Source organism: Shewanella sp. 10N.286.45.A1 (assembly GCF_041470405.1).
Classification (GTDB): Bacteria; Pseudomonadota; Gammaproteobacteria; order Enterobacterales; family Shewanellaceae; genus Shewanella.
In genome coordinates, this window is the sequence record NZ_JBFRMK010000049.1 from 23,281 (window position 1) to 48,989 (window position 25,709).

A 25,709-nucleotide genomic window follows, 5' to 3' on the forward strand; every position below is an offset into this window, starting at 1 on the left:
TTAATGAGCATCAAACATCCTCACAATCTGTTCCTTGTATCCGCCTAACAGGGCTAAGTTGTAACTGTTTTCTTCCTCAATATCGATTAGAAGTGGTGGTGTAGCTGCTTTAGTGGCTAGTGATATCTCTGAGAAGTGTAGATTGCTGCTTAAGTCGTGATCAAACTCAGTCGAGATTGGTTTATGAGGTAAAGCCAAATTTAGTTCTTGTTGCTCAGTTTGTTCTACAATCACTGCGTTTTCCGGTAGATCTTGATCGATCCTATAAGCAAACTCAATAAGGCTCGCTTCAGCTAAAGTGAATAACCAAGCTTGTTGAGCATCACAGGAAGTGACTCGCAAGATCCGACCTAACACCTGGCGATAATGCATTTCGGTTTTGATGAGACTCAGGTGACAACATACCTGCAGCCGTGGAATATCTGTCCCTTCTGAGATCATACCAACACTCACAATCCATTGAGTATCGCTCTGCCTAAAGGCTTCAATAATGTGTGAAGGATGCTTCAATTTAGAGGTGACAATACAGGCTGTTTGTTTAAAATCTCCAACAAGAATTTGGTAGAGCTGTTTGGCATGTTTGATAGATGAAGCAACAATGAGTCCGCCAGCGAAGGGGGTTTCTTGCCGTATTTGTTCTAGTTTTTCAATACCTTGGCTCAGCATGTAATGCATCACTTGTTGATTGTTAATTAATGCCTTATAGCTGAATCCAGACCCTTTTAATAACTCAGCAATAGATGAAAACGTTTCTGACTCTAGCTCATCATCTAATCTTATTTTGTCATTATCAATGAGCGCGATATTGGGTTTACGACATACGTCATCGGCTACCGCTTGCTTTAGACCATAGACAAAATCACAATGTATGGTGTTATCGGGTTCAGTAAATCTTGATAACACGATAGGAGCAGCATCTGAGCGCCAAGGTGTGCCAGATAGGGCCAATGTATAGCAAGCTTGGTTTTGAATGTTGAGGAGTACTTCCTCACCCCATGCGTTGGCATTATTGAGTTCAGTGCCTTTTAAGTGATGCACTTCATCCATAATGACAAAGATATTGTGACTATGAAGAAGCTGCCAAAACTCAGGCGTTAATGAAGACATGGACTGATAAGTGTAAACGCTTCCAATAGCTCCCATTAATCCATCAAAACGCTTTTGTAGTCGTCGTGAAAAGCTGGCTCTTATACTTTCGTTGACTTCAGATGAGGGTGAGAAGCATAAAACAAAATCTACTTTCCCCATTTCAATTAATCGAGCAGCCAGCTCGGCAGCCATTACAGTCTTGCCCGCTCCAGGAGTTGCTAAACACATAAAGTGATTTTGTGTTTGGTAGGACTCTAGCGCCTTTTTAACGCAATCATGCTGCCATTGTCTTAACTTCACGATATTAACTCTCTAGCGTGTTGATACAGGCTTCTATGGCTTTAATTTTACCAACCATTGATGAGCTTTGGTTGCGCGCATGCATATAGCGGGAATATAAACTCGTTTTCGTTTCAGGGAATTCATTGAATAGCCGTTTGAACTCTTCAGCTTCACCAATATGGCCCAGTAGATCAATTTGGTATTGGTTGAGCGTAGTTTTAAGTTTTTGTAACTTAGGAGCGTTGTCGTTAACGATGGGCTCTTTTGAGACTTGTTTGCGTGGCGTACTTGCATAGAGGCGGCTTTCATCAAACATGGGAGTCTTGATAAATAAAACCTTTTTGCCATCAATCTGTTTTTCAATGAAGTTAGCGCTACATAGTTTGTTCAGTGTTCTATGCACTAATTGGCTAGCATCTTTGTTTTTTGTGTCAGGTAGTTCCTTTATGAACATTTTTTTCAACTCAACGGCAGTAAATTGAGTGAGCGTTTTACTTTTTAAGATACTAATAAGTATTTCGTTTATACGGATCATTGATTGGGTCACGATATTTACCAATTGTTAGTAATTTCAATGTGTAATAAGCCATTCCGTGACGTTTCAATAATTAATATCCTCTAACTATTTCTCCCCTTATCTGTTCAGACCTTATCGAATTTGGTTAAAACTTGACAATGCAGCCCAAAAAGCTAAGGATTCCTTAGTATACCTTAAGTGAAAAAACTAAGACAATCTAAGTTATCTAGGATCAGACAATAATGAACTCGTGTCAGAAAAGCAGATCAATCCACTGCCGCTTAGGCTTAAGCAGGCAAGAAAAGCGATGGGCATCAGCCAAAAGCAACTGGGCATTCAATTAGGAATGGAACCGGGTACGGCGAGCGCACGCATGAATCATTACGAGAAAGGCAAGCACACACCCGATTACGCAACGCTAAAAGCGATGGCGGATGAGCTGGGCGTGCCTGTAGCTTACTTTTTCTGTGAGTCAGAAAGCACAGCCGAATTGCTGTGCTTACTTGAAAGGATGACAGAAGTTGAAAGGGCTGATTTAGTCAAAAAGATAAAGAAAGATTAAGGCTACACTTAATTATGTAGATCCTAAGAGCTGATAAGCCCCAAGGAAATTTGTGGCGTCTATGATAGTGTTGCTTACAGCCCTATTTGAATGCTTTTTTATGAAAGCCTATTTTCAGAAGTTTCCTATTTTCCTATGTTTGGGAACAGAAACTTAAGTCTTCGGCCAGCCCCAGTCAATATCAGAATCGTAATATTTCTCTTTCAACCAATTTAAGTCAGCTTCCCAGTTTGATATTGAGATATTCATGTCCATGTTCTTTCTTTTGGCGTTACGAGTAAGAGCTGCAATCGTATTGGCCAACTTCTTGAGTCTAGAGGTTGTATTTGGATGTTCCCATTGAGCCATGTACCTTTTTCCGTCAACTAGTGGAAGTTTTTCAGATAATACATACCCTAACAAAGTGTGTCTTGTGTATTGCTTCTCCCCATTTTTGCCAACGCGATAGCCAACAGCACGCAATATACCTACTTTAGGCCACTGGGTTTCAGGAATAGAGTCGTTAGCTGCTGACACAACTGTTGTAGGCCATTTAAATGGCTTGTTAAATGGCACTGTTAGAGTGCTGCTTTGTTCTAGAGACGAAGTGCTTTCTGTAAATAATCTTGATTTCAGTTTGCACAGCAACTGAGGTTGGAAAAACACGTTTTCTAGCGGTTCTCTCTCTTTATCTATTTCAAGCCTATATCGAATTTCACTAATTAATTCAGCTTGTTTGTGTAATGATAGCTCTGACCATTTACTCTGTAAGTTCAGTAATGTCTCGAGTGTAATTTTTTTATATATACTAGGCTGATTTCTTACTTTTTGAATAATAGGTATTACTTCATTAGAAGAATAGAGTTCTTCATGATTTTCTAATGAGGTCGTCCATAAAAGACGAAGTAATGGAGAGACTATTTGATAAAGAGCTGGTTTGTATGGGTAGGGCATCAGCCCTTCATGGATATCCAGGCCTATTCCTAAATAAGAGCTGAGTAGCGATTTTTGTAATTTAACATCACTCTTTTCATTTAGAGGAATTGATACTTCAGCTGTATCAGTATCATCGAAAACACCAAATAGCATGGCGAAAATCATTCCGTTCCTATTTTCATATTTAAGCTGCACACCATTGCTTTGCAAACGAATCATTACAGCTTCTTGCTTGGCTGAAGACGAAAGTTCACGGCTTGGGTGCGATTGAATATCTGTGTCGACAACACCTGATTGATTAATAGAAGCTAATAGCCCAAATGCCTTGGTATGTTCTGAAGCTTCAAGAAACCTACTGGTGGATCGTGTCGAAAATGCGGATAGGTAGGCTAGTCCCAATAATGCTTTTAGGCATGTGTCTTTATAAGTTTCACTTTCATCATGCTTTTTTGCAATAGAGAGGTAACTATCATTCCAATGATGACCAAAAGAGCTTAACCAACGTTTTAATGGTTTACCGCTAAGTGTTTCGCGTATATGCCAGGCTATAGTATGCTCTTGGCTATGCCTCTTCTCACTCAGAGCTTCGATGGCCATTGACCGTGCTAGAATAGCTTCCAAGACTTTTGAGCCCAGTTGCGCTAAGGTTTTATGACCTCCAGATACACCGCCTAGTTCTTTATATTCTCTAGCAGGAATCAATGAAGGTTCAATGTTTATGCTTCTTTCAATTTCAAAATAGCTGTGAAAAGGTGTCTGCTTTTTTATCGTGAATGCTTTTGTTGAGTATTCAGGTAAAGATGTTTTTAGGGCAAGCTTAACTGCTTTAGTATTTGGGTTTTGTGCTTCCTCCCCTGTAAGTAGGGTAAGCATTTTGCTCGCTGCATCTGTAGAGGCTTTCTTTTTTCCTGGGCCTTTACCTTGTGTGACTTTTGAGCCAACCTGACAATCAACTATAAATTCAAGTTGATGCTCTGGTCCGGATTTGTCCTTTGCATTGTAGGTTGGCAATCCTATGCGTTTTTTCTGACAAAGCTCCTGAAGCAATGTTTTGGGATCTTTAGAGGCGTTACCGGAATGAGCTATTTTCATGTTCTTAGCTAAATCATAAATAGCTTGAACATGGCTTTCGATAAGTGCAACACCGATTAATTGCTCAGCTATAGAGGCTAATGCTAAGTCGTATTCACTTTGCTGTACTCCGGGACCTAACTTAATACAGTTTGGGATCTCATTCAGGCGATGAGAAAGTTCATTTTTAATACCTGCTTTGAGGTCACCTACTATTTTGCTTGTAACAAGCCCATTTTTTAATTGTTGGCCAATTTGGTGAGCAATTAACTCTAATAGATACAAACCACAATTATGAACGATATCTAGGTGTGAGGAGTTAGCATCAGCATGTGACCTGTGACATAGTGCGACTTCCCAGAGTTCATGATTTGAAATGTCGATATTCAAAATTTGCTTTATTGTATCCGGAACCGTTTTTTGCATTCGATTTCACTCAAGATAAAAATGACCCTGTATAGGAAAAGGTCTTGATAGTTAAAACTGTAACCGCAATTCTCTGGCTACTTATTTCGGGTTTAAATTAAACCATGATGAATGTAGCTCTAGCTGCGAGTTAAGCTGTGATTAAAAATGCAATCAACTCTAAGCACTCTTACTCTCTTCAACAACCGCATTACCATTCACTTCTCGAATAACACTAAACAGCTCTACTACAGTGCCTTCATCGAAGAAGCCGTAGGCGCTTTCGCCGTGGTTATCGGTAAACGGTGGTTCAAACAGCTGTGACATATCTAAGATACCGTTGTTAACTAAGTAGTCGATCACTTGGTCAACAAATTGAATCTGTTCAGCGTTGTAAGACTCTTCATCGAGGAAGCGACTGAATGCTTCTTTGGCGGCATTCATATCTAAACCAATTAATTCTCGAATGAATGTCCCTAGCGGCTTTTCCTGCAAGATTTTCTCTTTATAGGTATCAACATCATTCATGCCGCTTGCATCCAATAGCAAGCCTTCTAGGACGTCTAAATCGACTTGCGTGATGGACTTATTACGCTTGAGCTTTTGAATCGTTAATTGGTCTTGATGATCTTGAATGTACAGCTCAATCTTCTTGCGATATTGAGATAAATTAAATCCTGGGCTTGTTGAAGTCCCAGTGACATCTACTGGCTTATAAATTTCATCTTCAAAGTTGGTGTACACCTTTTCTTTCTGCTCTTTATCCAATGCAAACATTAAATTTCGCAATCGACGGCGCACATCTTCCAGTGTGCTTAAGTGAATATCCTGCCAAAACTCTTCTGTCTGAATATCTTGCAGCAATTGCAGCTGTGCTTGAACCGCTGGTATCGTCGATTTCGCTTCTAATTGTTCGGCAAACTCAATCATACGAACTCTGCTTGCTTCAGGCAGCATGCCTTTTTCTAGCAAGGCGAGTTGCATCGTCAGTATTAGGTTATCGAATCGATGGGATAAATGATTAAGCTGCTCATCTGGGTTGAAGGCTTCCGCTTCCGTAGGCAGTGCGGAAATGCTGCTTTCTAGCTCAGTGAACTTAGTATCATCGATATTATTCCAGTGCTCACGCTCTAAGAAAGGCTCCACCGTTTGACGCTTTGGTCTAACGATAAAGTTATCGAGATTCATGCCACTGACTAAGTGATGAAGCATATCCAGCTGATAGTCGTTTAACGCTGTATAGCGCTGGCAGTCTTCAGGACTATGCTCCCTGAATTCTACATTTTTCAGCTTGCTGTTAAGCAAGGTACTGAGCAGAACTCGTTTCTCAAACACTTGCTGAGTAACGGGTTTTGCCACCCCAACCGGTAAACCTTCAGGGTTAGCATCGAAGTACTCAAAGTTTTGACAGTAATCGAATACCTTAAAGGTTGTTTTATTATCGCCAGGGCCAAACAAATCTTCACACAAGCGTGTGCCACGGCCAATCATCTGAGTGAATTTCACCTTTGAGCGGATCACTTTGAAGAACACTAAGTTGACCACTTCAGGCACATCGATGCCGGTATCCAGCATGTCTACCGAGATAGCGATACGGCAGGTTGGGTTCTTTGGGTCAAACTCATCTACTTTGTTCTCGTCGCCACCAAACTCATCAATGAGGCTTTGTGCATAGGTCTCTTTGAAGGTAATGACGCGAGCAAGCTTGCCCGCCCACTTGGGGTAGTTCTTGTTGAACATCTTTTCAAGGAAAAGGGCATGATCATTATTGGCTGCAAATATGATGGTTTTACCAATCACATCACCGCCTTCAACGTGGATGCCGCCATGCTCATCTTTACTCATTAACTGAGCAAACATCTTCTCTGCGGTGTCTTCGTTAAACAAAAATTTATTGATCTCTGAGGGCAACACTTCTTCACGATCTTCCAGCTCAGCTTTGTTTTCCCACTCTTCTTGTTCTTCGCTTGAAAGCTCTTTGTACTTTATGCCTTCACGTAAAAACTTGGTGGCGACTGAAATTTTAGTCGGCGGAACCAAGTAACCTTCGCCGTAGGCTTTTTCATCTTCGTAGGCGTAGGTTGGCATGCCTTTTTGTAAATCAAAAATACCGTAGGTGTCTTTTTCAACTTCATCTTTTGGGGTTGCCGTTAAGCCGATTAAGAAGCCATCGAAGTACTCAAAAATTTGGCGATACTTTGAATACACTGAACGATGCGCTTCATCAACAATAATCAAATCAAAATGCCCAACACCAAATGGGCGCTCATTTGCTCCTCGGTCTAGCAAGTTCTTCATGGTCGGATAAGTAGAAAAATACAAACGGCTGTCGATGTTGTGCTTACTTTGGCCTGAATCGAGCATTGAGCAGCTAACGCGAGGCAGCAACTTAACGAAGTTCTTTTTCGCTTGGCTCAGCAGCGCATTACGGTCGGCTAAAAACAACACGTTCTTAACCCAATCGTTTTTCACCAACAGATCAACAAGGCTTATCACGGTACGGGTTTTACCTGTACCTGTTGCCATGACAAACAAGCCTTTGCGCTCGTGCTCTAACTCAAAGTCTTGTAACAGCTTAGTAATGGCTGATTTTTGATAGTGACGATTGGAGATCTCGTTATTAATAACGAGGTTGGCACTGGGCGTTATTTTTTCAGAAGTATCTTCTTCAAAAAACGGCTTACGCTCGCTGCGGCGTTTTATCATCAAGTCAAGTTCAGCCTTGGTGTAAAAGCCTTGCACCTGACGTGGTGGATAAAACTTGTCATCCCATAACCACGTCTCATAGCCATTGGTGTAAAATATTACCGGACGGACACCATACTTTGTTTGTAAACAATCGGCATACAATTTGGCTTGCTGCTGGCCATCTTCTGCACGGCGATGGGTCTTTTTTGCCTCAACCACGGCTAAGGCGGTGCCATTATCGCCCCACAGTACATAGTCCACATAACCGTTACCCTTGGGGTTAGCATCGCTGATTGGCATAGTCGTGACTTTGTATTCTCTATCACGGGTATCTTTAAGTGGCCAACCTGCCTCATCTAATAGAGCATCAATTAAATAATAGCGAGTTTCTGCTTCGTTATAGTCATGCTTGTCTTGCTGGTTTTTAGCTGCCTGTTTGGCGTTGGCAATTTGTTTTAGTAAATCTTCATTGGCAGCTTTTAAGTCAGCGTTTTCTTTAAGCTGCTTCAGATAGGCTTCACGCTCAACTTTATCATCTTCTGCCAGTTGTTTTTCAAGCTCTTGCACTCGCTTAATGCTACTCATAGCCTTGGTGACTAATGTGGCATCGATGGCAATTTTTTGCGGAATAAGGATTTCATCAAAGGCTTGAATTACAAACTGGCTGCGGTCAAACTCTTTGTTTCCAGGCTCTTTGCTGCCAATCTGTTTACTACCAAGAATTGGCGTATAAGTACGCACAAACCAATACAACACATGGTGCAGCTCTTTTACTGCTTGCAAAGCATCACGTTGCGGCAGCGTTGTTTTACTGTGTACGGCTTCGTTACCCACTTGAATAATAAGCTTAAGCTTAGGGAACAGATTAGTGGTGAGGTTTTGTTTAAAGCCCTTATCATGAATCAGCGACATCAAGGTGGCATCATGACGAGGGCGGGTTAGCCAGTTATCAATATCAAATACGGTTTCAACCATCAACTCCAACGCATTGCGGGCATAGAAGCCTGCTATACGTGGGTCGGATTTGATGTTGCTCTCAGCGTTTTTTGCGCGAGTTTGTATCTCCGCACAGCGGGTGGAGTACAAATCATCCACATCGGTAATCGCCACATCCATGATGGCGAAGTTACTCTTGTGATGAACAGAGCCTTGAGCGTCTTTAGCAGCAGAGCCCTGAGCGTTTGTTGAGCAGCCTTGAGCGTCTGTTGAAACGTTAGCTGTATCTGACATTAAATTTCCTTTTTACATCATCATATTATTATTTTTATAAGTTTAATTCGCCTTAACAAAATGGCAGGATAGCCATTTTGCACAACTATGTTGCCCGTAGGGTGAGCGACATGGATGTTGCGAATGCAAGGCTTTTTGCGGCCTACACACTATCCTACTTTCTCAATTTCGTTGAGATTCAATTCACCCTTGAAGGCTTTTTGCATTAATGAGTTGAAGCTCGACTCGTGTTCACCCTTTAATTGATTCAAGTTACCCAATTGAAGGTCGAGATTTTCTCTAAACTTCATATACTTCAACTGCTCTTTCATAGGTGGGTACGGGAACTCGATGTTATCCAAGATTCCTGTGTTCATGTGAGAGAATGACCCATCATCTCCTACTTTCAATCGTTTCAATCTCGTTTTGCAGTAAGTCATTAAACACACAAAGTACAACGGTAAAAGATCATTTCCAAACCTAACTCTAATCAAGTTTGTACTAATAATTGATCTATCATATTCAGAGCTAACTACTCCCATTTTCCCAACTGTACCGGCACGAGAGATGATTACATCTCCTTGAAGAACATCATAAGACTCTAGTTGTTTGTATTTATCTTCAGTAATCCACAGTGTTGGACTATCAATAAATTCCCCGGTTAGAGAAATGTTACTCATATTCCATACAGGTATACCTGAATCTACAAACTCTTCTTTTTTCAACGCAGAACCAAACGGCCCACATTTAGTGCCCGTCTTTGGCGAAGCATAAAACTCATTAAGAGTGCGAGGCTGCCAACCTTTAGGGTTTATTAGTGGATCACCAAATAGTTCAATAAACACTGACTGAGCGAGGCTGTTTAGCTCTTGCTCCATTTGCTGGCAGCCTTTACGCAATTGGTCGGCTTTTTCTAACACCGCTGCGATTTGCTTTTGCGTTGCAAGTGGGGGGAGTGGGATTTCCAATTCTGCCATTTTCTTTTTATTTAAAGTGGCTCCCATAACAGCACGATCTGTACTCTTGCTTGAATCCATTTGTAATAATGCAAAATATAAATACTCTTCACATAATTCAACGTCTTTCTTGATAGGCATAGCTGCAATAGCTTCATTATGAAACATGTCTATTTCAGCAAACCCAACTTTACCAATGCTTAGTTTGAAACTAAATAATACCGTGCCTTTCTTAGCTATTTTGCAATTTGTTTCTTTTACCGCAAATTCGGTAATTTGTTCGGCTGTTTTAGATAAAAACTTGCCTTGATTCATATCCCTAATGGAGAGCCATGAAAGGCCTTTTCCCCAAAATTTTGGATTATCGCGAGAAGGTGTTCGACCAATGTTTATCTCAACAAGATCTTGAAGCTTTACTAAAGGCCAGCTCACAGCAATTTCTCCAACTCATAAACACCCTTTGCCATCTTCTCTTGCAGGGTTTTAATTCGCGTTAAAATCACTTTTGGTGAGTCGTACTGAACTTCTTCGTAGACTACTTTTTTGTATTTATTAAGGCTTAAATCACAATCGTTGGCAGTAATGCTTGCCACTGGCACCATAAAGCTCTGTTCGGTCTTTTTGCGCGTGTATTCTGAACTGTCACTATTTGGTGTGTTGTCTTCATTGGTTAGGGTGTTAAAGCGTGCAATAATATCGGCAATGTTGCTTTGTTCGTGGGTAGCTGTTTCACCTGCTTTAACAAGCTGTGTACGTTTATCATCCAGCGAAAAACCATCAGCCAGCATGTCGTAGAACCAAACATTATCGGTACCGCCACTGTTGGTTTTGGTGAAGATAAGGATTGCAGTACTGACCCCTGCGTATGGCTTAAATACGCCCGATGGCAGTGAGATAACCGCCTCAAGCTTTTGCTCATTAACGATTTTTTCGCGAATGCTTTTGTGAGATTTAGTTGAACCGAATAATACCCCGTCAGGTACGATAACGGCGGCTCTGCCACCGACTTTAAGCATGCGTAAAATCAATGCTAAAAATAGCAGTTCTGATTTTTCAGTCGGGCCTTTCTTTTTAACTTCAACTTGAATCTCTTGACCGTCTTCATCTATTTCGGTGGTGTACTTAACTGCGGCTTTTTTGGCAGTAGGGTTTTTACCCAATGCCCGCAGTAGATCAGGTGAAACAATGTCAAAATCGACCGAGCCTTTAAATGGCGGGTTGGCAAGAATGAGGTTGTACGCTTCTGAGATGTTGTCATCGCCTTGGTCTTGCAAGCTGTCACGGTAATGCACGCTTGGGTTTTCAATACCGTGCAGTAGCATGTTCATTGCGCCAATGCGGAGCATACTTTTGTCAAAATCAAAACCGGTAAACATGGCATTATCAAAGTGATTGCGATTTACGGGTTTGTTTACTGCTTGTTTGTGGTGAGTTTCAACGTATTCAAGCGCCGACATTAAGAAACCACAGGTGCCTGATGAAGGGTCACAAATGGTATCGCCAATTTTAGGCTGCATTAATTCAACCATCATATTAATGATGTTACGTGGGGTGCGGAACTGCCCATTAACACCTGATTGCTGCAATTTGCTTAGCAAGTATTCGTACAGGTCGCCTTTGGTGTCTTTGTCGTCCATGTCGATGGCGCTAAGCAGTTGCACCACTTGGTCGAGTAGCTTTCCTGAGGGAATAATGAAAATGGCGTCATTCATGTGCTCGGCAAAGCTGCCTTGGTCATGGAGTGCTTTAATTTTTGGGAACACTCTATCACGCACAATTTCGAGCATAATATCAGGGTCTTTATCTTTAAAACTTTTCCAGCGGAGATCTTGCTCATCTGGGCTGAATATTGGGTTTTTAACTGGTAATCCCGTCGCTTGGGAGCGTCGCTCTGCGGTACGTTGCAGTTCATCTAATCGACGAATAAATAATAGATAAGAGATTTGTTCAACAACTGAGATAGGGTTAGCGACACCGCCGGTCCAAAACATTTCCCACACTTGGTCGATTTGATTACGTATTCTGCCTGTTAGCATTGGTTTTCTCTTGATATTGCAATAATCTAAACACGCCAATAATGATGCTTTACTGCGTGTCAGTCGTATTAGTTGCTTTGAATAAATCTAAGGCAGTTCATTGTCTTAGATAGGAAAATAATTGAGCTCATCATATCAGCAAAAAATGGCTATGTTATGGTTTACGGTCAAGTTTTTATGTCAGCTTTTAATTTATTCATAACAAATAAAAAACGGTAGAGGGAAAGGTAATATGCCTGTAATACGTTTAGGGTCATCATGCTGCATAAAATGTGGTGATGAAATTGGTTTATCTATTGATAACTTTACTTTTTACCAAGCAGAGCAAGGTAGCCATTATCTTTACTGTGAAAAATGTGACAGTCCCTACCAGCCATTGCCAAACCCCTATGATGAATTGGATAAAGAGCGTGACAAGGCAGAGCTAGCAAGATTAAGCAATCCTTGGCGAACCGTGGGGATATTAGGTTTTGGTATTTTTATCGGTATCGTTGCCGCCATGCTTTATTGAATGTGTGCAGCTAACAACCGATATACCAGGTGTTGATATGTTTCTGGGTATCATCAATCATGTCTACTTGTAAGTTAGTTGCGGCTGAGTACCAGACTTCACTCGTCAGTATGTTGATATCAAACTCCTCCATAGGGAATGTTTTTTCCCATGTTTTGCTTACGGCGCGCCAGCGATAACCTGATGCATTCAATAGATCTTTTATGGGAAACGTTCCGCTGTTTTCGGCATATTGGAAGTTCTTTATATGTACAGAAACCCTTCTAACTTGGCCTTCGGCAACAAAAGGCGGGTAGGTGTCCCATTGGATAGCATTCATAAATGTAGCGCTACGAATGTTGTCAAAAAATGGCGATGGTTCTTTGGTATCTGTAATGATAAAGAGATCTTTTTCTGCTCGAGTCAGAGCTACGTAGAGTAACCTGCGCTCCTCTTCAATAATCGTTTCTAAGGTCGTGCCAAAAAAGCGATGAAAAACCCAGTCCGGGTGGATTAATGGGTAGCTACGCTTAACTAAATCCATGACTATGACGGTCGGTTTTTCGAGTCCTTTATAACGATGAGAGGTTGAAATAGTGATTTTGTTGCGCTGCTCTTCAGGGAAGAAGCTGCGGATAAACTGGAGATATTTATCTAGCCCTCTAAGGCTTCCCAACTGTATTTCACTTGCTCCCCAAAAAATATAACCACTGATACTATTTTTTCGGCATAGTAGAACGACATCTTGCTCTTTGAGCAACGACTGATTAATTATCCTTAAAACTGCAGGGGTGATGATGTCTCCGCTGTGTCTTTCAAGCTCTAGCCTTACTGGCTTATAGTTGGCCATGTCGACTAAATTTAGTGTGCAAGAATGTGACTTATTTGCTTTGGCGGGAGTACCTAGCCCTTGCATGAGTTTATTGCCGAGCTCGACGATTGGTGTCGGTGACCGATAGTTGGTGGTTATTTCAAGTTGCTTTGGTTCACTAATATAGCGATTAATCTCTTTGAAGTACTTTAAATTTGAACCTGCAAAGCCGTTGATTGCTTGCCAATCGTCACCTACACAGAAAAGGTCTACCTTGGGCGCTGCCTTCTTTATGGATTGTATAAGCTCATTAAAAAGGTGTGAAAAATCCTGGTATTCGTCAATAAACAGGTACTTTAGATTCGACAGCTCGCCAGTTGTCGATTTAGTTTCAAAGGTTGTTTTACCTTGAGTTAAGATGCTCGATGCCTTTTGTATTAAACCGTCAAAATCGTCTTCTCCAGTATTCTTGAGCGTGTTGAGATAATCAGTATAAAACTGTGTAGAAAATTTAAGGAATTGGGCTTCAACTTCGGAACTAGTCTTGTAGTTATTGTATCTTAATGCCATCTCATCTTCTGATAATGACTCTTTTCTACAGCGACCAATGAAAGCAACCATGGCTGCAGTGAACCGGTCTATGGCTCTCTCTTTACAACGTTGCCAAATCTCTTCATCTGATAGTTTATTGCAAATAAAACCTTGAGCTTCTATATCTTTTTGTAGGTGATTGAGAAAGTTATCATTACTCTGCTCAGCAATATTTACTGGAGTGTAAAATAGCAAATCCCAGTTATTTTTGTCTTTCCAATACTGCTGTTTCTTATAGCTCATCTCGTCATAATCTGGATCTCCTTTCAACCCAAAATATTCGATTATTACACCACTTTTTGCCGTTTTAAAAAGCGTAAAATCAGGGCGGTAGTTGATGTTGTCCCAAGTATGATTTCGCTCATATTTGTAATCGATATCATGCTCAAAGAGAAAGTCAGCAATGAGCTTTTCACCGTAGGATTTAACATACTCGCCTTTTAATGACTGTTGTGGGAGTGAACGGCGATACTGTAAAAATGTTGCTTTATCTTGCTCATATCCGCCTGAAACAATCCTGATCCAATCTTCTTTGAAGTGAGCCATCATTAAGTGTTTTATTTCAGCTTGGTGCTTGCTGTCTCTAAGGTAGTCATCAATTATCCCTTGAGTTAAACGACTTAAAGATTGGTTGTCTTCACTATCAAAAAGTGGTGATTCTTCAGGGTGAACGATGGCGTAAGCCAATGCATGAAAGGTAAATACATTAGGTAGATTTATGTCATATTGTGTAATTAGCTGTTCTATAGCTTTGGCTTCTAAGGTAGCTATTACGTCTCTACTATTACGTTTTTTTAGTTCATCGATTTTCTGCGCTAGTTGAGACTCAGGTACCCCTGAGAGTAAGAACATTAATTTTTTACGTACTTCTTGGGCTGCTTTTCTATTGAAAGCAAGCAGTAATAGCTCTTGTGGATTAATATTACAGTGTTTAATGAGAAAGAAAGCTCTGAGTACAAGCGTGGTTGTTTTGCCGCTACCTGCTCGTGCAATAACCTGAACGTTGCCATTCACGCTGGCGATAGCCAAAGCTTGCTCATCATCGAGGTTTAGCTGTTTGGCATCTCTCTTAGGCGAGTAGGTTACTAGCCAGTTCCTTACGAAGTTGATTCTTAATTTGTCGAATTCAGCTTGAGAGATAACACCTTTGCAATGGGTATTAAAGTGGCTTTCAGCATTAAGGTAGTTAGCACTAAATAGTGTTAACAGCTGATCTGTTTTTTGTTGGATTAAGGCTTTTCTTTCAGCGTGCAACCTGTTTTTTTCTTGGCGTTCCCTAGCTCTCTCGGCTTTTTCCTTTGCTTTATTCTTTACTCTCTCAACTTCTGCTTTGGCTTCTATTTTCGCTCTCTCAGCTTCTTTTTCAACTCTTTCCTGCTCTTTTTCGGCTGCAATGGCTAACTTCTTCATTTTATAAAATGCAGCTCGCTTTATTTGTTCACATCTCAACTTTTCTTTATATGTACTTGGTTCTTTTGATTTTGTTGGCTCAGTTATATTGTAAAGGCTGGGAGAACTGACTTCTCTAATCTTGTTTGAAAATTTGACTTTAACTAAGATGCCGCGTGCATCATCTTTTTCGGGGTAATTATGGAGAGCTACCCCTTCACCGAATTTGACGTGTAAAACGATGTCGCCTTTTAAGCCCACTGATGTTTCCTTAGATTTATAGTTTTCATAGTAACGGAAGCCATTTTGCTTTAAGCAATATAAGGTCTTTAGTTAATTAAGTTGCAAACTTATCATTGCCACGTTCATCACACAGATCTTGCCATGTTTGTACTGAAATCATTTTACTGGCCCAGCCATAATAGCCCCATGTCTTCGTCAAATCCTCTTGCCAACAAGCATCGCAGGTTAGTGAATGATAATGAACATTCTTATTAATGATGTCTTTATAGATCTCATGAAGATTCTTGGGGTTATTACAGTAGCATTTAAACTTTTCATCTCTAATTCTTGCGTTCAGAGGCCCCACAAGACGTTGGTATGTTTTTGGAAAGCACTTTTTTAGACGCTGGTTTACCGCATCGAGTACATCTTTTCTCTTTCTATCTAGTGCATTATTACGCAGGGTTAGTAATTGCTTTTCGGTATCGTATCGCCCTTGATGTATTTTCGAGACAATGTTGTTCATTTGACCTCTACAGCGATAATCGCCTGAATATAACGGAATTCGAATGGCTATTTTTCTATTGCTAGTTATACATCAGAGCTGACTGTAAATTAAACGATGAGGCTCCCTGGTGCGAGTATTTGAGAGTTTGATCATTGTTTTTGTTAGTATCATGTTTAATTATTGGGTGATGTCATCAGTTTTGTAATGGCTTGCTAACAGCCTACAGAGCGAGTAATCTTTAGCTAAGAATTCCTTAGTTTTTGGTGTTTAATGGCTTTTCTCTTTTCTCCTAACGCACGCGCATTCTCCGATGAGTCATTGGAGAGTTACCTGCTGCGAGTTGTGGCGGAGAACTTCTTTGACTCATATCAACAGCTGAGTTTAGCTATTCGTGAGGAGCTTCACGAGCTGGACTTTGAGGCCCACGGGGCTTTTCCTATCGAGCTAAAACGCCTTAATGTTTATCACGCCAAGCATAACAGTCACTTTAGAATGCGGGCGTTGAGCTTGCTAGAATCCCTGCTTGATTTACCTCCACATGAGTTACAAAAACTTGCCTTATTACGATCGAATAGAAGGTTTGTTGGAGGAATGTCTGCAGTGCATCGTAATGGTGTTGATATTCCATTGAGCTTTATTCGTTGCGCTGGTGAAGATGGTATTGAGACTGTACCTATTTGTCCTCAATGTTTGAAAGAAGAACCCTATATTCGGCAGGTTTGGCATATTAAGCCAATTGAAGTGTGTGCCAAGCATGAGTGTGAACTGATTCATCATTGCCCTGATTGCCAACAACCTATCAATTACATTGAGAACGAGTCTATTGCTCATTGCGTTTGCGGCTTTGAGTTTGCCACCGCTTCGAGCGAGAAAGCCGATAGCCAAGCGGTTGTATTGTCCCGTAGCTTGTTTGATGGTGATGCCTTATCTAACAATCCTCTGTTATTTATTGGCACATCTGCGACTCATCGATTTGCTGCTTTGCTTTGGTACCAGAAGCGTCATGCTAAAAATACTGAATGTATGGCGTATAGAGCAATTACCTACTTTGAAGACTGGCCTGCTAGTTTCTATCAGGAACTCGATGTGGTGACTTCTGGTGCTGAGGCCAGGCTTATTGACCTATTTAATCGCACATCATTTCGGTCAATTTACGATGATCTGATTTTAGATTCCCAATGTTTACTGCCTGAAGATAAAGAGCCGCATTTTATCTACCTTGCTTTGATGGAATACATCAGCAAACTAGTAGTGTCGCATCCTAAATCAAAAAAGCCCAATGTGGCTGATATGTTGGTCTCTGTGGCTGAAACCGCAGTATTACTATCGACCACTCATGAGCAAGTGTATCGGCTTTATCAAGATGGTGTGTTAACTGCTGGATTTAAACAAAAGATTCGCACACGAATCGGTCCTCATATTGGTGTGTTCTACTTAAGACAAGTTATCGAGTACAAAACTAGTTTTGGCAACGATAAACAAGGAATGTACTTATCAGCATGGTAGATAAACTAAAATTCCAAGAATTGCTCGACATTGATGATATCTCTGAGCGGAATATCGTTTTAAGACGAGCATTTACTGCCTATACCGCGCCGATGGATGTGACAGGTTATGAAGCTGCTGCGTTAACTATTCTACTTAATCTGACTTACCCTAGAAAACAGGTTGATGATCTACTTGATAAACGGTTAGCCAAGCAAACACTCAATACTGATACACATATAGATGCTTGTATTGGCGAGGTGCAATGGCTACATACGCATAATTTAAAGTATCCAGACATACGAGTCAGTAAGCAAAGGCTGATTAAAGCATCTCCGCTATCACACTCTCATGTATTGAGTCGTGCAAACTGCAAAAGCACTTTGGGTTGGTCACATGACAGTGCCAAAGTGAATTTAGCAAAGTTATTTACATGTCATTTTATCTGGCAAGAACGAGTTTGTTGCCTCGCAACTGTTTTGACTGATGCTCCTAAGGAATGGAAGACGGCTTTTCAGCAACTTGGTATGCCTGTGAAGTACTTCATGAACGTTTGCGGCAGGGTTAAAGCTTCATTGCCTAGTGATGAGAGCCCTAGTCGTGTCGATAAATATTCGATTCAAGTTCGTCTGCCTTATCGAGATGGCTATTTGGCGATAACGCCAGTTGTTAGTCATGCACTTCAAGCTGAAATACAGCAAGCTGCAATGGCTAAGCAGGGCCGATACACTAATATTGAGTTTACGCGTCCAGCGGCTGTTAGTGAGTTATCGGCCTCTCTTGGTGGTAACGTCAAAGCGCTGAATTATCCTCCTCGGATAGGAAATGCTGTGCATGGATTAAGTGACTCTTGGGTATTAAAGGTTCAAGCCGGCCAAACTGTATTAAACCAAGGCGCGTTATCACAACCTCGATTCAAGAGAGCTTTAGAGGGGCTTTTATCAAAGAATTTTGAACTGGCATTAAAGCAACGTAGGCAGCAAAAAGTTGCCAGTATGAGGCAGATAAGAGCAACCCTGACTGAATGGTTGTCACCATTATTAGAGTGGCGTTTAGAGGTGGAAGAGAACAAGATTCATGTGAGTGAACTGGCCTGTATTCATGGCTCATTTGAGTATCAGTTTTTAACTGCGAAAAAAGAAAATCTTGTCGGCTTACTAAGCCCAATATTTAGCCTGTTAAATACAGTGTTGTCTAACTCAAATACATTACAAAAATATGCCTTCCATCAGCATTTGATGAAGCCATTGAAAAGTAGTTTAAAATGGTTGCTCGATAACCTCTCGAAAGAATCGAATGCAGTAGCAATAGATTCAGATGAAGACAATCAACAGCGTTATTTGTATCTAAAAGGCATACGAGTATTTGATGCCCAAGCGTTATCTAATCCTTATTGCGCAGGCGTACCTTCGTTAACGGCTGTGTGGGGAATGATGCATAACTACCAACGGCGATTAAATGAAAGGCTAGGCACCCAGCTTAGACTAACCTCATTTTCATGGTTTATTCGTCAGTATTCATCTGTAGCGGGTAAAAAACTGCCTGAGTACGGTATGCAAGGGCAAAAAGAAAACCAGTTTAGACGGGCTGGGATTGTAGATAATAAACATTGCGATTTAGTGTTTGATTTTGTGGTGCACATTGATGGCTATGAAGAGGAGTTAGATGCAATTGATAACTCTACAGATGCTATAAAATCCAGTTTTCCTGCAACATTTGCCGGAGGCGTAATGCATCCTCCAGAGATCGGCTCAGTCGATGAGTGGTGCGAGTTGTATCGTAGCGAAGCATCACTGTACTCAAAGCTAAGGCGGCTTCCTGCATCCGGTAAATGGATAATGCCAACTAGATATCAAATGGATAGCCTTGATGGGTTGCTGCAGCTATTGAAGCTAAATGTAGCACTCTGCCCAGTCATGTCGGGATATCTGATGTTAGGATCCCCTGAAAGCCGCAAGAATTCGTTAGAGCCATTACATTGTTATGCTGAGCCTGCGATAGGAGTGGTTGAGTGTGCCACCGCTATTGATATAAGGTTGCAAGGGATGAGTAACTTTTTTAGGCGAGCCTTTTGGATGCTCGATATAAAAGAGACTTCAATGCTAATGAAACGGATTTGAGGATGCTTTATGGAGTTATGTAATGTTTTAAAGTACGACCGCTCTTTGTACCCAAGCAAAGCGATTTTCTTTTACAAAACAGCAGAAAGTGATTTTGTCCCTCTTGAAGCTGAAATCAACCGAATTCGTGGTCAGAAGGTGGGTTTTACAGAAGCATTTACTCCTCAGTTCAAATCCAAAAACTTAGCACCGCAAGATTTAGCCCACTGTAATCCCCTTATCCTCGAAGAGTGTTATGTGCCGCCAAATATCGAGCATATCTATTGTCGTTTCTCATTGCGAGTACAAGCTAATTCCCTTAAACCTTCTGGCTGCAGCGAACCTACAGTATTTGCTTTACTTGAAGAGTTTGCTGCTACATTTAAAGCGTGTGGCGGATACAAAGAGCTAGCTACTCGATATTGTAAAAACGTGCTGTTAGGCACCTGGCTTTGGCGTAACCAAAATACGGGGAACTCTCAAATAGAAATTAAGACTAGCTCTGGTAACTACTATCAAATAGCTAATACCCGTCACCTGGCTTGGGATAGTCGTTGGCCTGCCGAGGCTCAGCAAGTATTAGAGGAGTTAAGTCATGAGGTTCATCAAGCGTTAACCGATCCTACTGTATTTTGGGATGCAAATATCACCGCAAAAATTGAAACGGCTTTCTGCCAAGAGATCTACCCAAGCCAGTCTTTTGGCGAAAAGGCGGCACAGGGCGAAGCCTCAAAACAATTTGCTAAAGTGAAGTGTGTTGATGGTCGTTATGCTGTGAGCTTTAATTCGGTAAAAATAGGCGCTGCACTGCAATTAATTGATGATTGGTGGGATGTTGATGGTTCAAAGCGATTACGTATTCATGAATACGGTGCAGACAAGGAGTTAGGTGTTGCGCGCCGTGCTCCTGAATCTAAGCAGAGTTTTTATTCTCTGTTTGTTAATACAGAGCTCTATCTTGCAGAGCTTAAGCAACAGCTAGCTGAGGGAGAATATTCCATCAGCCCAAATATCTACTATCTGTTTGCGGTGTTAATAAAGGGCGGCATGTTCCAGAAAAAGGCTGAAGCTAAAAGTAAATCAAAAGCCGAAACCACAACCGCTAAAACAACAACCCCTGCGAAGGCCTAGTATGAAACGCTACTATTTGATGGTGAGATTTTTACCAGAACAAGCAAACCTAGCGTTGCTTACTGGGCGCTGCATTTCAATTATGCATGGCTTTATTTGTAAGCATGAAATTGAGGGGCTTGGTGTGAGCTTTCCAGCTTGGTCAGATGCATCAATCGGCAATATGATGGCTTTTGTTCACACCGATATCGGTGTATTGAATAAGCTGAGGCTACAAGGTTATTTTCAAGATATGCAGGAGTGTGGATTCTTTAGCGTCGGTAATGTTGAAGCTGTTCCCGATGGTTGTACAGAGGTCAGGTTTAAGCGCAATCAAAATATAGCAAAAATATTTGTTGGTGAAACTCGAAGACGATTAAAACGTTTAGAAAAACGCGCGTTAGCAAGAGGGGAAGTTTTTAATCCCAATAAAAACACCGAACCAAGAGAGCGGGATGCGTTTCACCGAATTGCCATGAGTAGCGATAAAAGTCAGCAAGACTATCTTCTTCATATTCAGAGAGGTGTGGTGGATAAGCAGTTGGAACCCATGTTTAATAGCTATGGTTTTGCTACTAATCAGCAACTGAATGGCACTGTTCCAAATCTAGCTCACTTAGTTGAGAATATTTAAGCCTTTTTTTGCAGGCTGGATTTAAGTTGCTGATAAATATGGCTATTTGTTTATGGTGATTTATTAAGGTTAAAAGTATATATTTATAGTTAGCTATTGGTTTTAATCATGAAGTTTTGATAAACGCATAGTGACCTGCCGAATAGGCAGCTGAAAAGTATGAACCAGACCCGCAATACTCAGGCTACATGTGACCTGCCGAATAGGCAGCTGAAAAGAAATCAGATTGGGTAAGAAATACGCTTGACGCGTGACCTGCCGAATAGGCAGCTGAAAATGTCAGTGAAGTACAGTCAATTAATCATGCTTTGATATCTGCCGAATAGGCAGCAAAACCTCTTCTTGATGTTATGAGAAGAGGTTTTTATTTGAAAAGTTAGGAGAATGATATGACGAGCCAGAGGCTGTATGTTTTTAGTTCTAGCCCACTTTCCCCACCGGATGTAATCTATCAATAACCTTTTAGTGAAATGGTGATTCTTATGACTACAAAAGATCTCAGTGCATGTGACCTTCTTCGAAAGGCTTGTGATATTTATAAAGGCGACCGTAGCCTAGCTGAATCGCTATTTAACAGTGACGTTCCGGCACTCGGTAACAAAAAGCCCAACGATTTACTCGGATCTCCGGAAGGACGTAAATTGGTCAACGAACTGCTCAATAAAATGGAGTGCGGGGATTTTTCTTGAATATCGAAGTACCATCCTGGCACACTTTTGACCCAAAGTTTGTTACGCACTATTGCTAGTGACATAATCATATCTAATGATAGACTCCGAGTTATTGCAGTAATTTACAAAACAGTGCCAATACCTGTTGTCCACTACAGTTATGTGTCTTCAGTTACTGTCAGGTAGTCGTCAGAAAAATTTATAAAAAGGATATAGATTGAGTATAAAAATAAGAGCTGGAGTGAGTGCAAGACTTGGATTTGCTCTAGAAGACCTTTGTCGTGATATTTTATCAGCGAATGGTTGGGTAGTTGAATCATTGAATGCGTTTTCTGACACTGGGATTGACATCGTTGCTACAGAACCCGTCAAAAATGAACGAGTCGCTTTTGAAGTTAAATATACACGCAACTCCATGTACCCTACACAAGCTCTACGTATATCTTCGGAAAGATTAATTGAAAGCTCTAATGAAGAAGGGATTCATAAAGCAGTACTTATCGTTGCTGCAGATATTAAACCCGAAATTAAAGAGCGAATTGAAAATCAATATAAAATACAAATTTTAAACTTAGATGATTTACTGTCACTAGCAAGTGTCGATTTAGAACTTTTGGGTAAACTCGTTAAGCTGAGAGAAATTGACCTCTCTGAGCGAAACCTTGACAGCAACATTAAAAGCATCATTCAGCCTACAAAAATTAAAGCATCATTAGATTCAAATTCATCACATGAAAATGAAAAAATTGGGATGAATTTCATTGATAGTCTGCAAGCGATACCTCCAGGGAGAGAAGGTTGCTATAAATTCGAAGATACTGTTAGTGAAATATTACAGTACCTTTTTGATAATGACCTAACAGGCTGGTATCAACAAAAAAGAACTACAGATGATTTGCATCGCTATGACATGATTTGTCGAGTCATTGATAATTCAACCGTTTGGAAATTTATTTCTTTGAACTTAGATTCTAGGTATGTCCTATTTGAATTCAAAAATTACAAAGATAAGATAGGTCAGTCTCAGGTGTATTCCACAGAAAAATATCTTTATGAAAAAGCTAAACGTAAAGTTTGTTTTCTCATATCTCGAAAGGGACCATCAGACAATGCTGTTGTTGCATGCCAGGGAGCTATGCGTGAGCATGGTAAATTGATTCTAAACCTTGATGAAAATATGCTAATTGACTTAATAAAAAGCAAGATCACTGGTGATGACCCAAATGAACTTTTGTTTGAAAAAGTGGATGAATTCTTGATGGAGTTGCCTCGCTAAACACATGGCAAGGCACTTAAACGGAACTAAAACATTAGTTACTTTTCGCTACACATTTTAACCCACAATTTTAGTCCGCCTAGTGCGGCGTTAGGCTTCAGGAGTATTAATTGAGTTTTGATGATATTTTAAACCTTGCTTTGAATGAGCTCGAACAAATGTTTGGTACGCGTAATCATTCAAGGAATATGCTTCCTGTGGAGGTTCACCCAAATGTTCCTCAAGTCTTTTATCCTGATCAAAATTCAGTTCAGATAAAAATTGGGGACTCATGTATGAGAGAAAATTACAGAGCATATTATCAATTAGGTCATGAAGCCGTGCACCTACTATCTCCTGTAGATTTTGGAGTGGCTACAGTTTTAGAGGAAGGGGTAGCGGTTTGGTTTTCGCATGATTTTATGTCTCGACATTCGGGGAATATTTGGGATAGCTCTGGCGACGATAAGTATGACCGTGCATGGAGTCTAGTCGAGCAGTTACTTGCTGAATCAAAAGACGCTTTAAAAAATATGCGTGATAAGTTTGGTTGTTTTTCGCCTTTAACAGTAGATAATATTTTAGAGGTTGTTCCTAAATTAGACCGACAGGTAGCAATTAGTTTGTCTGAGACGTTTTAAGCCTAACAAGCTAATTAATAAGGACAAAAAAAGTTGGCCGTTTTCGTTCCTCAACATTTTAGCCAACAATTTTTTGCCCATTATTAGAGCTTTACCTTATCGGAGTCCAATACTTTCTCTAATGCCAATAGTGGTTGTTATGACCTAAACTCTAAAACGTTTTAGTCCAAAAGTGAGAGCCTAGTAGTCGTAATAAAAGAACATGTCGCTGTTCGCGTTAATTAGTCACTGCACCGATTTGTCAGCTTATGGTTATATTTTATGTCAGAATATGGTTATATTTTTTAGCTAAGTGGTTGAAAGTTGAATAAGAGGTATGTCAGGTTATGCTTGCAGCGACACCTGCTGTTGTTTAAAGCATAAGCCTGCATAAATTACATGTAAGTCTGCATAGCGACAAATAAGTGTGCACAATTTGAACTATAAGTTCACATAGTGTAGTGTTTATTTGTCATTTAACTACATCTGAGTGTTTTTATGTACCAAAGAAACATAAAGCACTCTCGCGTGAAGAACCTCTTTAAGTTTGCTAGCCTAAAGAATCGTGCTTCGTTAACGCTAGAGTCTTCATTAGAGTTTGATGCTTGCTTTCATTTTGAATACAGTAAGTCGGTGTCAGCCTTTGAAGCACAACCTATCGGTTTTTATTACCAGTATTATGGTAAGTCCCTTCCTTATACCCCTGATTTTTTGGTCTCAAGTGCAGATGGTAAGCAGATCTACTATGAGATTAAGTATTCAAAAGAGGCTTGTGATCTAGAGGTAAAGGAGAGACTTAGGCATAAACAGCAGTCTTGTATTGAGCTGGGCTTAGAGCTCCGATTGATCACCGAACGCCAGTTGCGGAAAGGTTGTAGTGGTCAACTAATATTGGCCACAGTTTTAGAGTTTAACCAGAACAATCGTTCTGATTCATTAGGTGTCAGTCCGCCGTTATATTGATGCGGGCGAAGCTGACAATAATATCCAATTATGTATCGTGTAATTTCTTGCTGAGCTTCTGCAAAGTTACGATACCCTGTCGTTGGTATCCATTCTGTCTTAAGGCTCCTAAAAAAGCGTTCCATTGGACTATTATCCCAACAATTCCCACGTCGAGATAAACTTTGTTTGAGCTGGTATCGCCATAATAGTTGCCGATACCTTCTGCTTGTATAGTGAGTCCCTTGATCGCTATGGAACATAACATCTTTAGGTTTACCTCGACCTTCATAGGCCATCGAAAGCGCTTTGCCCGTTAAACGGCTATCTGGTGATAATGACATAGCCCACCCAATAACTTTACGAGCGAATAGATCAATCACAACCGCTAAGTACATCCAGCGGTTACCAGCCCACACGTAGGTGACATCACCAACCCAAACTTCATTCGGAGCAGTGACAGCGAATTGTCGACCTAGGTGATTAGGGATTTCAATGTGTTCTAGTGTCGCTTTTCGGTATTTGTGCTTAGGTACCTGACAGCTAACTATACCAAGCTCCTTCATCAACTTAGTGGCGCGATAACGGCTTAGCGAGATACCTTGCTGGCTAACCATATCTGCAATCGTTCTAGCACCTGCCGAGCCGTTACTTGCAGTGTGTACTTCGCTAACTAGACTTCGAAGCTTTACTTTATCTGCGTTTATGGCTGTTGGCCGTTTTCTCCAATACTTGTAACTACTACGATGAATACTGAACACTTCGCATAATGTTTTTATGCTGTAGCTCTGCCTGAGTTTCTCAATTATTAAGAATTGTTCAGTGAGTCCGACATCAACAGAGCTGTGGCCTTTTTTAGTATTTCGTTGTGCTCCTGGAGGCGAGCGAGTTGCTTTTTTAACTCTCGAATTTCAATTTGTTCTGGTGATATAGGTGATGCTTTAGGTTGCTTACCTTGTCGCTCTTCTCTTAATTGCCGAACCCACTTATCCATAGTTGATTTACCCACATTCATGGCTTGAGCCGCTTCAACAATTGAGTAATTCTGGTCTAGTACTAGTTGTGCAGATTCGAGTTTAAATTCTGCACTAAACAGTCTTCTTGTACGTTTCTTCATAGTGTCACCTGTTAACTTACGAGGTGATGATATCA

Annotated in this window: 19 protein-coding genes; 10 read left to right on the top strand and 9 right to left on the bottom strand. The window is 40.8% G+C overall.

Annotation, left to right across the window (positions count from 1 at the left end):
* Together AB4238_RS04470 and AB4238_RS04475 are read right to left on the bottom strand one after the other, a co-directional pair.
* The gene (locus AB4238_RS04470; RefSeq protein WP_372031718.1) at positions 1–1,389 is read right to left on the bottom strand and encodes a DEAD/DEAH box helicase; all 1,389 of its coding nucleotides are present in this window, start codon (positions 1,387–1,389) and stop codon (positions 1–3) included.
* Between the two features lie 4 nt (positions 1,390–1,393).
* A complete protein-coding gene (locus AB4238_RS04475; RefSeq protein WP_372031720.1) occupies positions 1,394–1,918 on the bottom strand; it encodes a hypothetical protein in 525 nt (174 codons plus the stop codon).
* 220 nt (positions 1,919–2,138) lie between these two features.
* On the opposite strand from AB4238_RS04475, the gene AB4238_RS04480 reads away from it, so the two are divergent.
* Entirely contained in the window at positions 2,139–2,450 is a 312-nt protein-coding gene (locus AB4238_RS04480) for a helix-turn-helix domain-containing protein (protein ID WP_372031722.1), read from the top strand.
* A gap of 153 nt (positions 2,451–2,603) precedes the next feature.
* On the opposite strand, the gene AB4238_RS04485 is transcribed toward AB4238_RS04480, so the two are convergent.
* The 4 genes from AB4238_RS04485 to AB4238_RS04500 form a co-directional block, all read right to left on the bottom strand.
* On the bottom strand, positions 2,604–4,862 hold the full coding sequence (locus AB4238_RS04485; RefSeq protein ID WP_372031724.1) for a putative dsRNA-binding protein: 2,259 nt from the start codon (positions 4,860–4,862) through the stop codon (positions 2,604–2,606).
* 159 nt (positions 4,863–5,021) lie between these two features.
* Complete coding sequence (locus AB4238_RS04490; protein WP_372031726.1) at positions 5,022–8,759, bottom strand: DEAD/DEAH box helicase family protein; 3,738 nt, start codon at positions 8,757–8,759, stop codon at positions 5,022–5,024.
* Between the two features lie 149 nt (positions 8,760–8,908).
* Positions 8,909–10,126, bottom strand: coding sequence for a restriction endonuclease subunit S (locus AB4238_RS04495; protein WP_372031729.1), 1,218 nt, complete (start codon positions 10,124–10,126; stop codon positions 8,909–8,911).
* Positions 10,123–11,730, bottom strand: a complete 1,608-nt coding sequence (locus AB4238_RS04500; protein ID WP_372031730.1) for an N-6 DNA methylase — start codon at positions 11,728–11,730, stop codon at positions 10,123–10,125. The genes AB4238_RS04495 and AB4238_RS04500 overlap by 4 nt, the downstream gene beginning before the upstream one ends.
* A gap of 232 nt (positions 11,731–11,962) precedes the next feature.
* On the opposite strand from AB4238_RS04500, the gene AB4238_RS04505 reads away from it, so the two are divergent.
* A complete protein-coding gene (locus tag AB4238_RS04505; protein ID WP_372031733.1) occupies positions 11,963–12,241 on the top strand; it encodes a hypothetical protein in 279 nt (92 codons plus the stop codon).
* 10 nt (positions 12,242–12,251) lie between these two features.
* Here AB4238_RS04505 and AB4238_RS04510 read toward each other — a convergent pair whose 3' ends face one another.
* Positions 12,252–15,032, bottom strand: coding sequence for a UvrD-helicase domain-containing protein (locus AB4238_RS04510; protein ID WP_372031735.1), 2,781 nt, complete (start codon positions 15,030–15,032; stop codon positions 12,252–12,254).
* 316 nt (positions 15,033–15,348) lie between these two features.
* Positions 15,349–15,759, bottom strand: a complete 411-nt coding sequence (locus tag AB4238_RS04515; RefSeq protein ID WP_372031737.1) for a hypothetical protein — start codon at positions 15,757–15,759, stop codon at positions 15,349–15,351.
* Between the two features lie 252 nt (positions 15,760–16,011).
* Here AB4238_RS04515 and AB4238_RS04520 point away from each other — a divergent pair, with 252 nt between their 5' ends.
* The 8 genes from AB4238_RS04520 (at position 16,012) to AB4238_RS04555 (ending at position 24,578) form a co-directional block, all read left to right on the top strand.
* Positions 16,012–17,247: a TniQ family protein gene (locus AB4238_RS04520; protein WP_372031739.1), complete on the top strand. Its 1,236-nt coding sequence runs from the start codon at positions 16,012–16,014 to the stop codon at positions 17,245–17,247.
* Positions 17,241–19,346, top strand: a complete 2,106-nt coding sequence (locus AB4238_RS04525; protein WP_372031742.1) for a type I-F CRISPR-associated protein Csy2 — start codon at positions 17,241–17,243, stop codon at positions 19,344–19,346. Before AB4238_RS04520 ends, AB4238_RS04525 begins: the two co-directional genes overlap by 7 nt.
* 9 nt (positions 19,347–19,355) lie before the next feature.
* On the top strand, positions 19,356–20,456 hold the full coding sequence (gene csy3, locus AB4238_RS04530; protein ID WP_372031744.1) for a type I-F CRISPR-associated protein Csy3: 1,101 nt from the start codon (positions 19,356–19,358) through the stop codon (positions 20,454–20,456).
* 1 nt (position 20,457) lies between these two features.
* Positions 20,458–21,069 (top strand): type I-F CRISPR-associated endoribonuclease Cas6/Csy4, encoded by a 612-nt coding sequence (gene cas6f / locus AB4238_RS04535; RefSeq protein ID WP_372031746.1) that lies wholly within the window; start codon positions 20,458–20,460, stop codon positions 21,067–21,069.
* Between the two features lie 482 nt (positions 21,070–21,551).
* Positions 21,552–21,758: an antitoxin Xre/MbcA/ParS toxin-binding domain-containing protein gene (locus AB4238_RS04540; protein ID WP_372031749.1), complete on the top strand. Its 207-nt coding sequence runs from the start codon at positions 21,552–21,554 to the stop codon at positions 21,756–21,758.
* Between the two features lie 199 nt (positions 21,759–21,957).
* Entirely contained in the window at positions 21,958–23,016 is a 1,059-nt protein-coding gene (locus tag AB4238_RS04545) for a restriction endonuclease (RefSeq protein ID WP_372031751.1), read from the top strand.
* A gap of 110 nt (positions 23,017–23,126) precedes the next feature.
* Positions 23,127–23,636: a hypothetical protein gene (locus tag AB4238_RS04550; RefSeq protein WP_372031752.1), complete on the top strand. Its 510-nt coding sequence runs from the start codon at positions 23,127–23,129 to the stop codon at positions 23,634–23,636.
* A gap of 507 nt (positions 23,637–24,143) precedes the next feature.
* On the top strand, positions 24,144–24,578 hold the full coding sequence (locus AB4238_RS04555) for a Tn7 transposase TnsA N-terminal domain-containing protein (RefSeq protein WP_372031755.1): 435 nt from the start codon (positions 24,144–24,146) through the stop codon (positions 24,576–24,578).
* Here the strand turns inward: AB4238_RS04555 and AB4238_RS04560 are convergent.
* Positions 24,497–25,674, bottom strand: a protein-coding gene (locus tag AB4238_RS04560; RefSeq protein WP_372031757.1) for an IS3 family transposase whose coding sequence is annotated in 2 segments (ribosomal slippage) — positions 24,497–25,407 and positions 25,407–25,674 — 1,179 coding nt in all. Because the reading frame shifts where the segments join, the coding sequence is not laid out codon by codon here. The genes AB4238_RS04555 and AB4238_RS04560 overlap by 82 nt on opposite strands.
* Positions 25,675–25,709 lie beyond the last annotated feature (35 nt).

Excerpts from the sequence above, each read along its gene's own strand:
- AB4238_RS04485 (WP_372031724.1), bottom strand. The coding sequence starts at position 4,862 with ATGCAAAAAACGGTTCCGGATACAATAAAGCAAATTTTGAATATCGAC.
- AB4238_RS04490 (WP_372031726.1), bottom strand. The coding sequence starts at position 8,759 with ATGTCAGATACAGCTAACGTTTCAACAGACGCTCAAGGCTGCTCAACA.
- AB4238_RS04500 (WP_372031730.1), bottom strand. The coding sequence starts at position 11,730 with ATGCTAACAGGCAGAATACGTAATCAAATCGACCAAGTGTGGGAAATG.
- AB4238_RS04505 (WP_372031733.1), top strand. The coding sequence starts at position 11,963 with ATGCCTGTAATACGTTTAGGGTCATCATGCTGCATAAAATGTGGTGAT.
- AB4238_RS04510 (WP_372031735.1), bottom strand. The coding sequence starts at position 15,032 with ATGAAGAAGTTAGCCATTGCAGCCGAAAAAGAGCAGGAAAGAGTTGAA.
- AB4238_RS04515 (WP_372031737.1), bottom strand. The coding sequence starts at position 15,759 with ATGAACAACATTGTCTCGAAAATACATCAAGGGCGATACGATACCGAA.
- AB4238_RS04520 (WP_372031739.1), top strand. The coding sequence starts at position 16,012 with ATGGCTTTTCTCTTTTCTCCTAACGCACGCGCATTCTCCGATGAGTCA.
- AB4238_RS04525 (WP_372031742.1), top strand. The coding sequence starts at position 17,241 with ATGGTAGATAAACTAAAATTCCAAGAATTGCTCGACATTGATGATATC.
- csy3 (WP_372031744.1), top strand. The coding sequence starts at position 19,356 with ATGGAGTTATGTAATGTTTTAAAGTACGACCGCTCTTTGTACCCAAGC.
- cas6f (WP_372031746.1), top strand. The coding sequence starts at position 20,458 with ATGAAACGCTACTATTTGATGGTGAGATTTTTACCAGAACAAGCAAAC.
- AB4238_RS04540 (WP_372031749.1), top strand. The coding sequence starts at position 21,552 with ATGACTACAAAAGATCTCAGTGCATGTGACCTTCTTCGAAAGGCTTGT.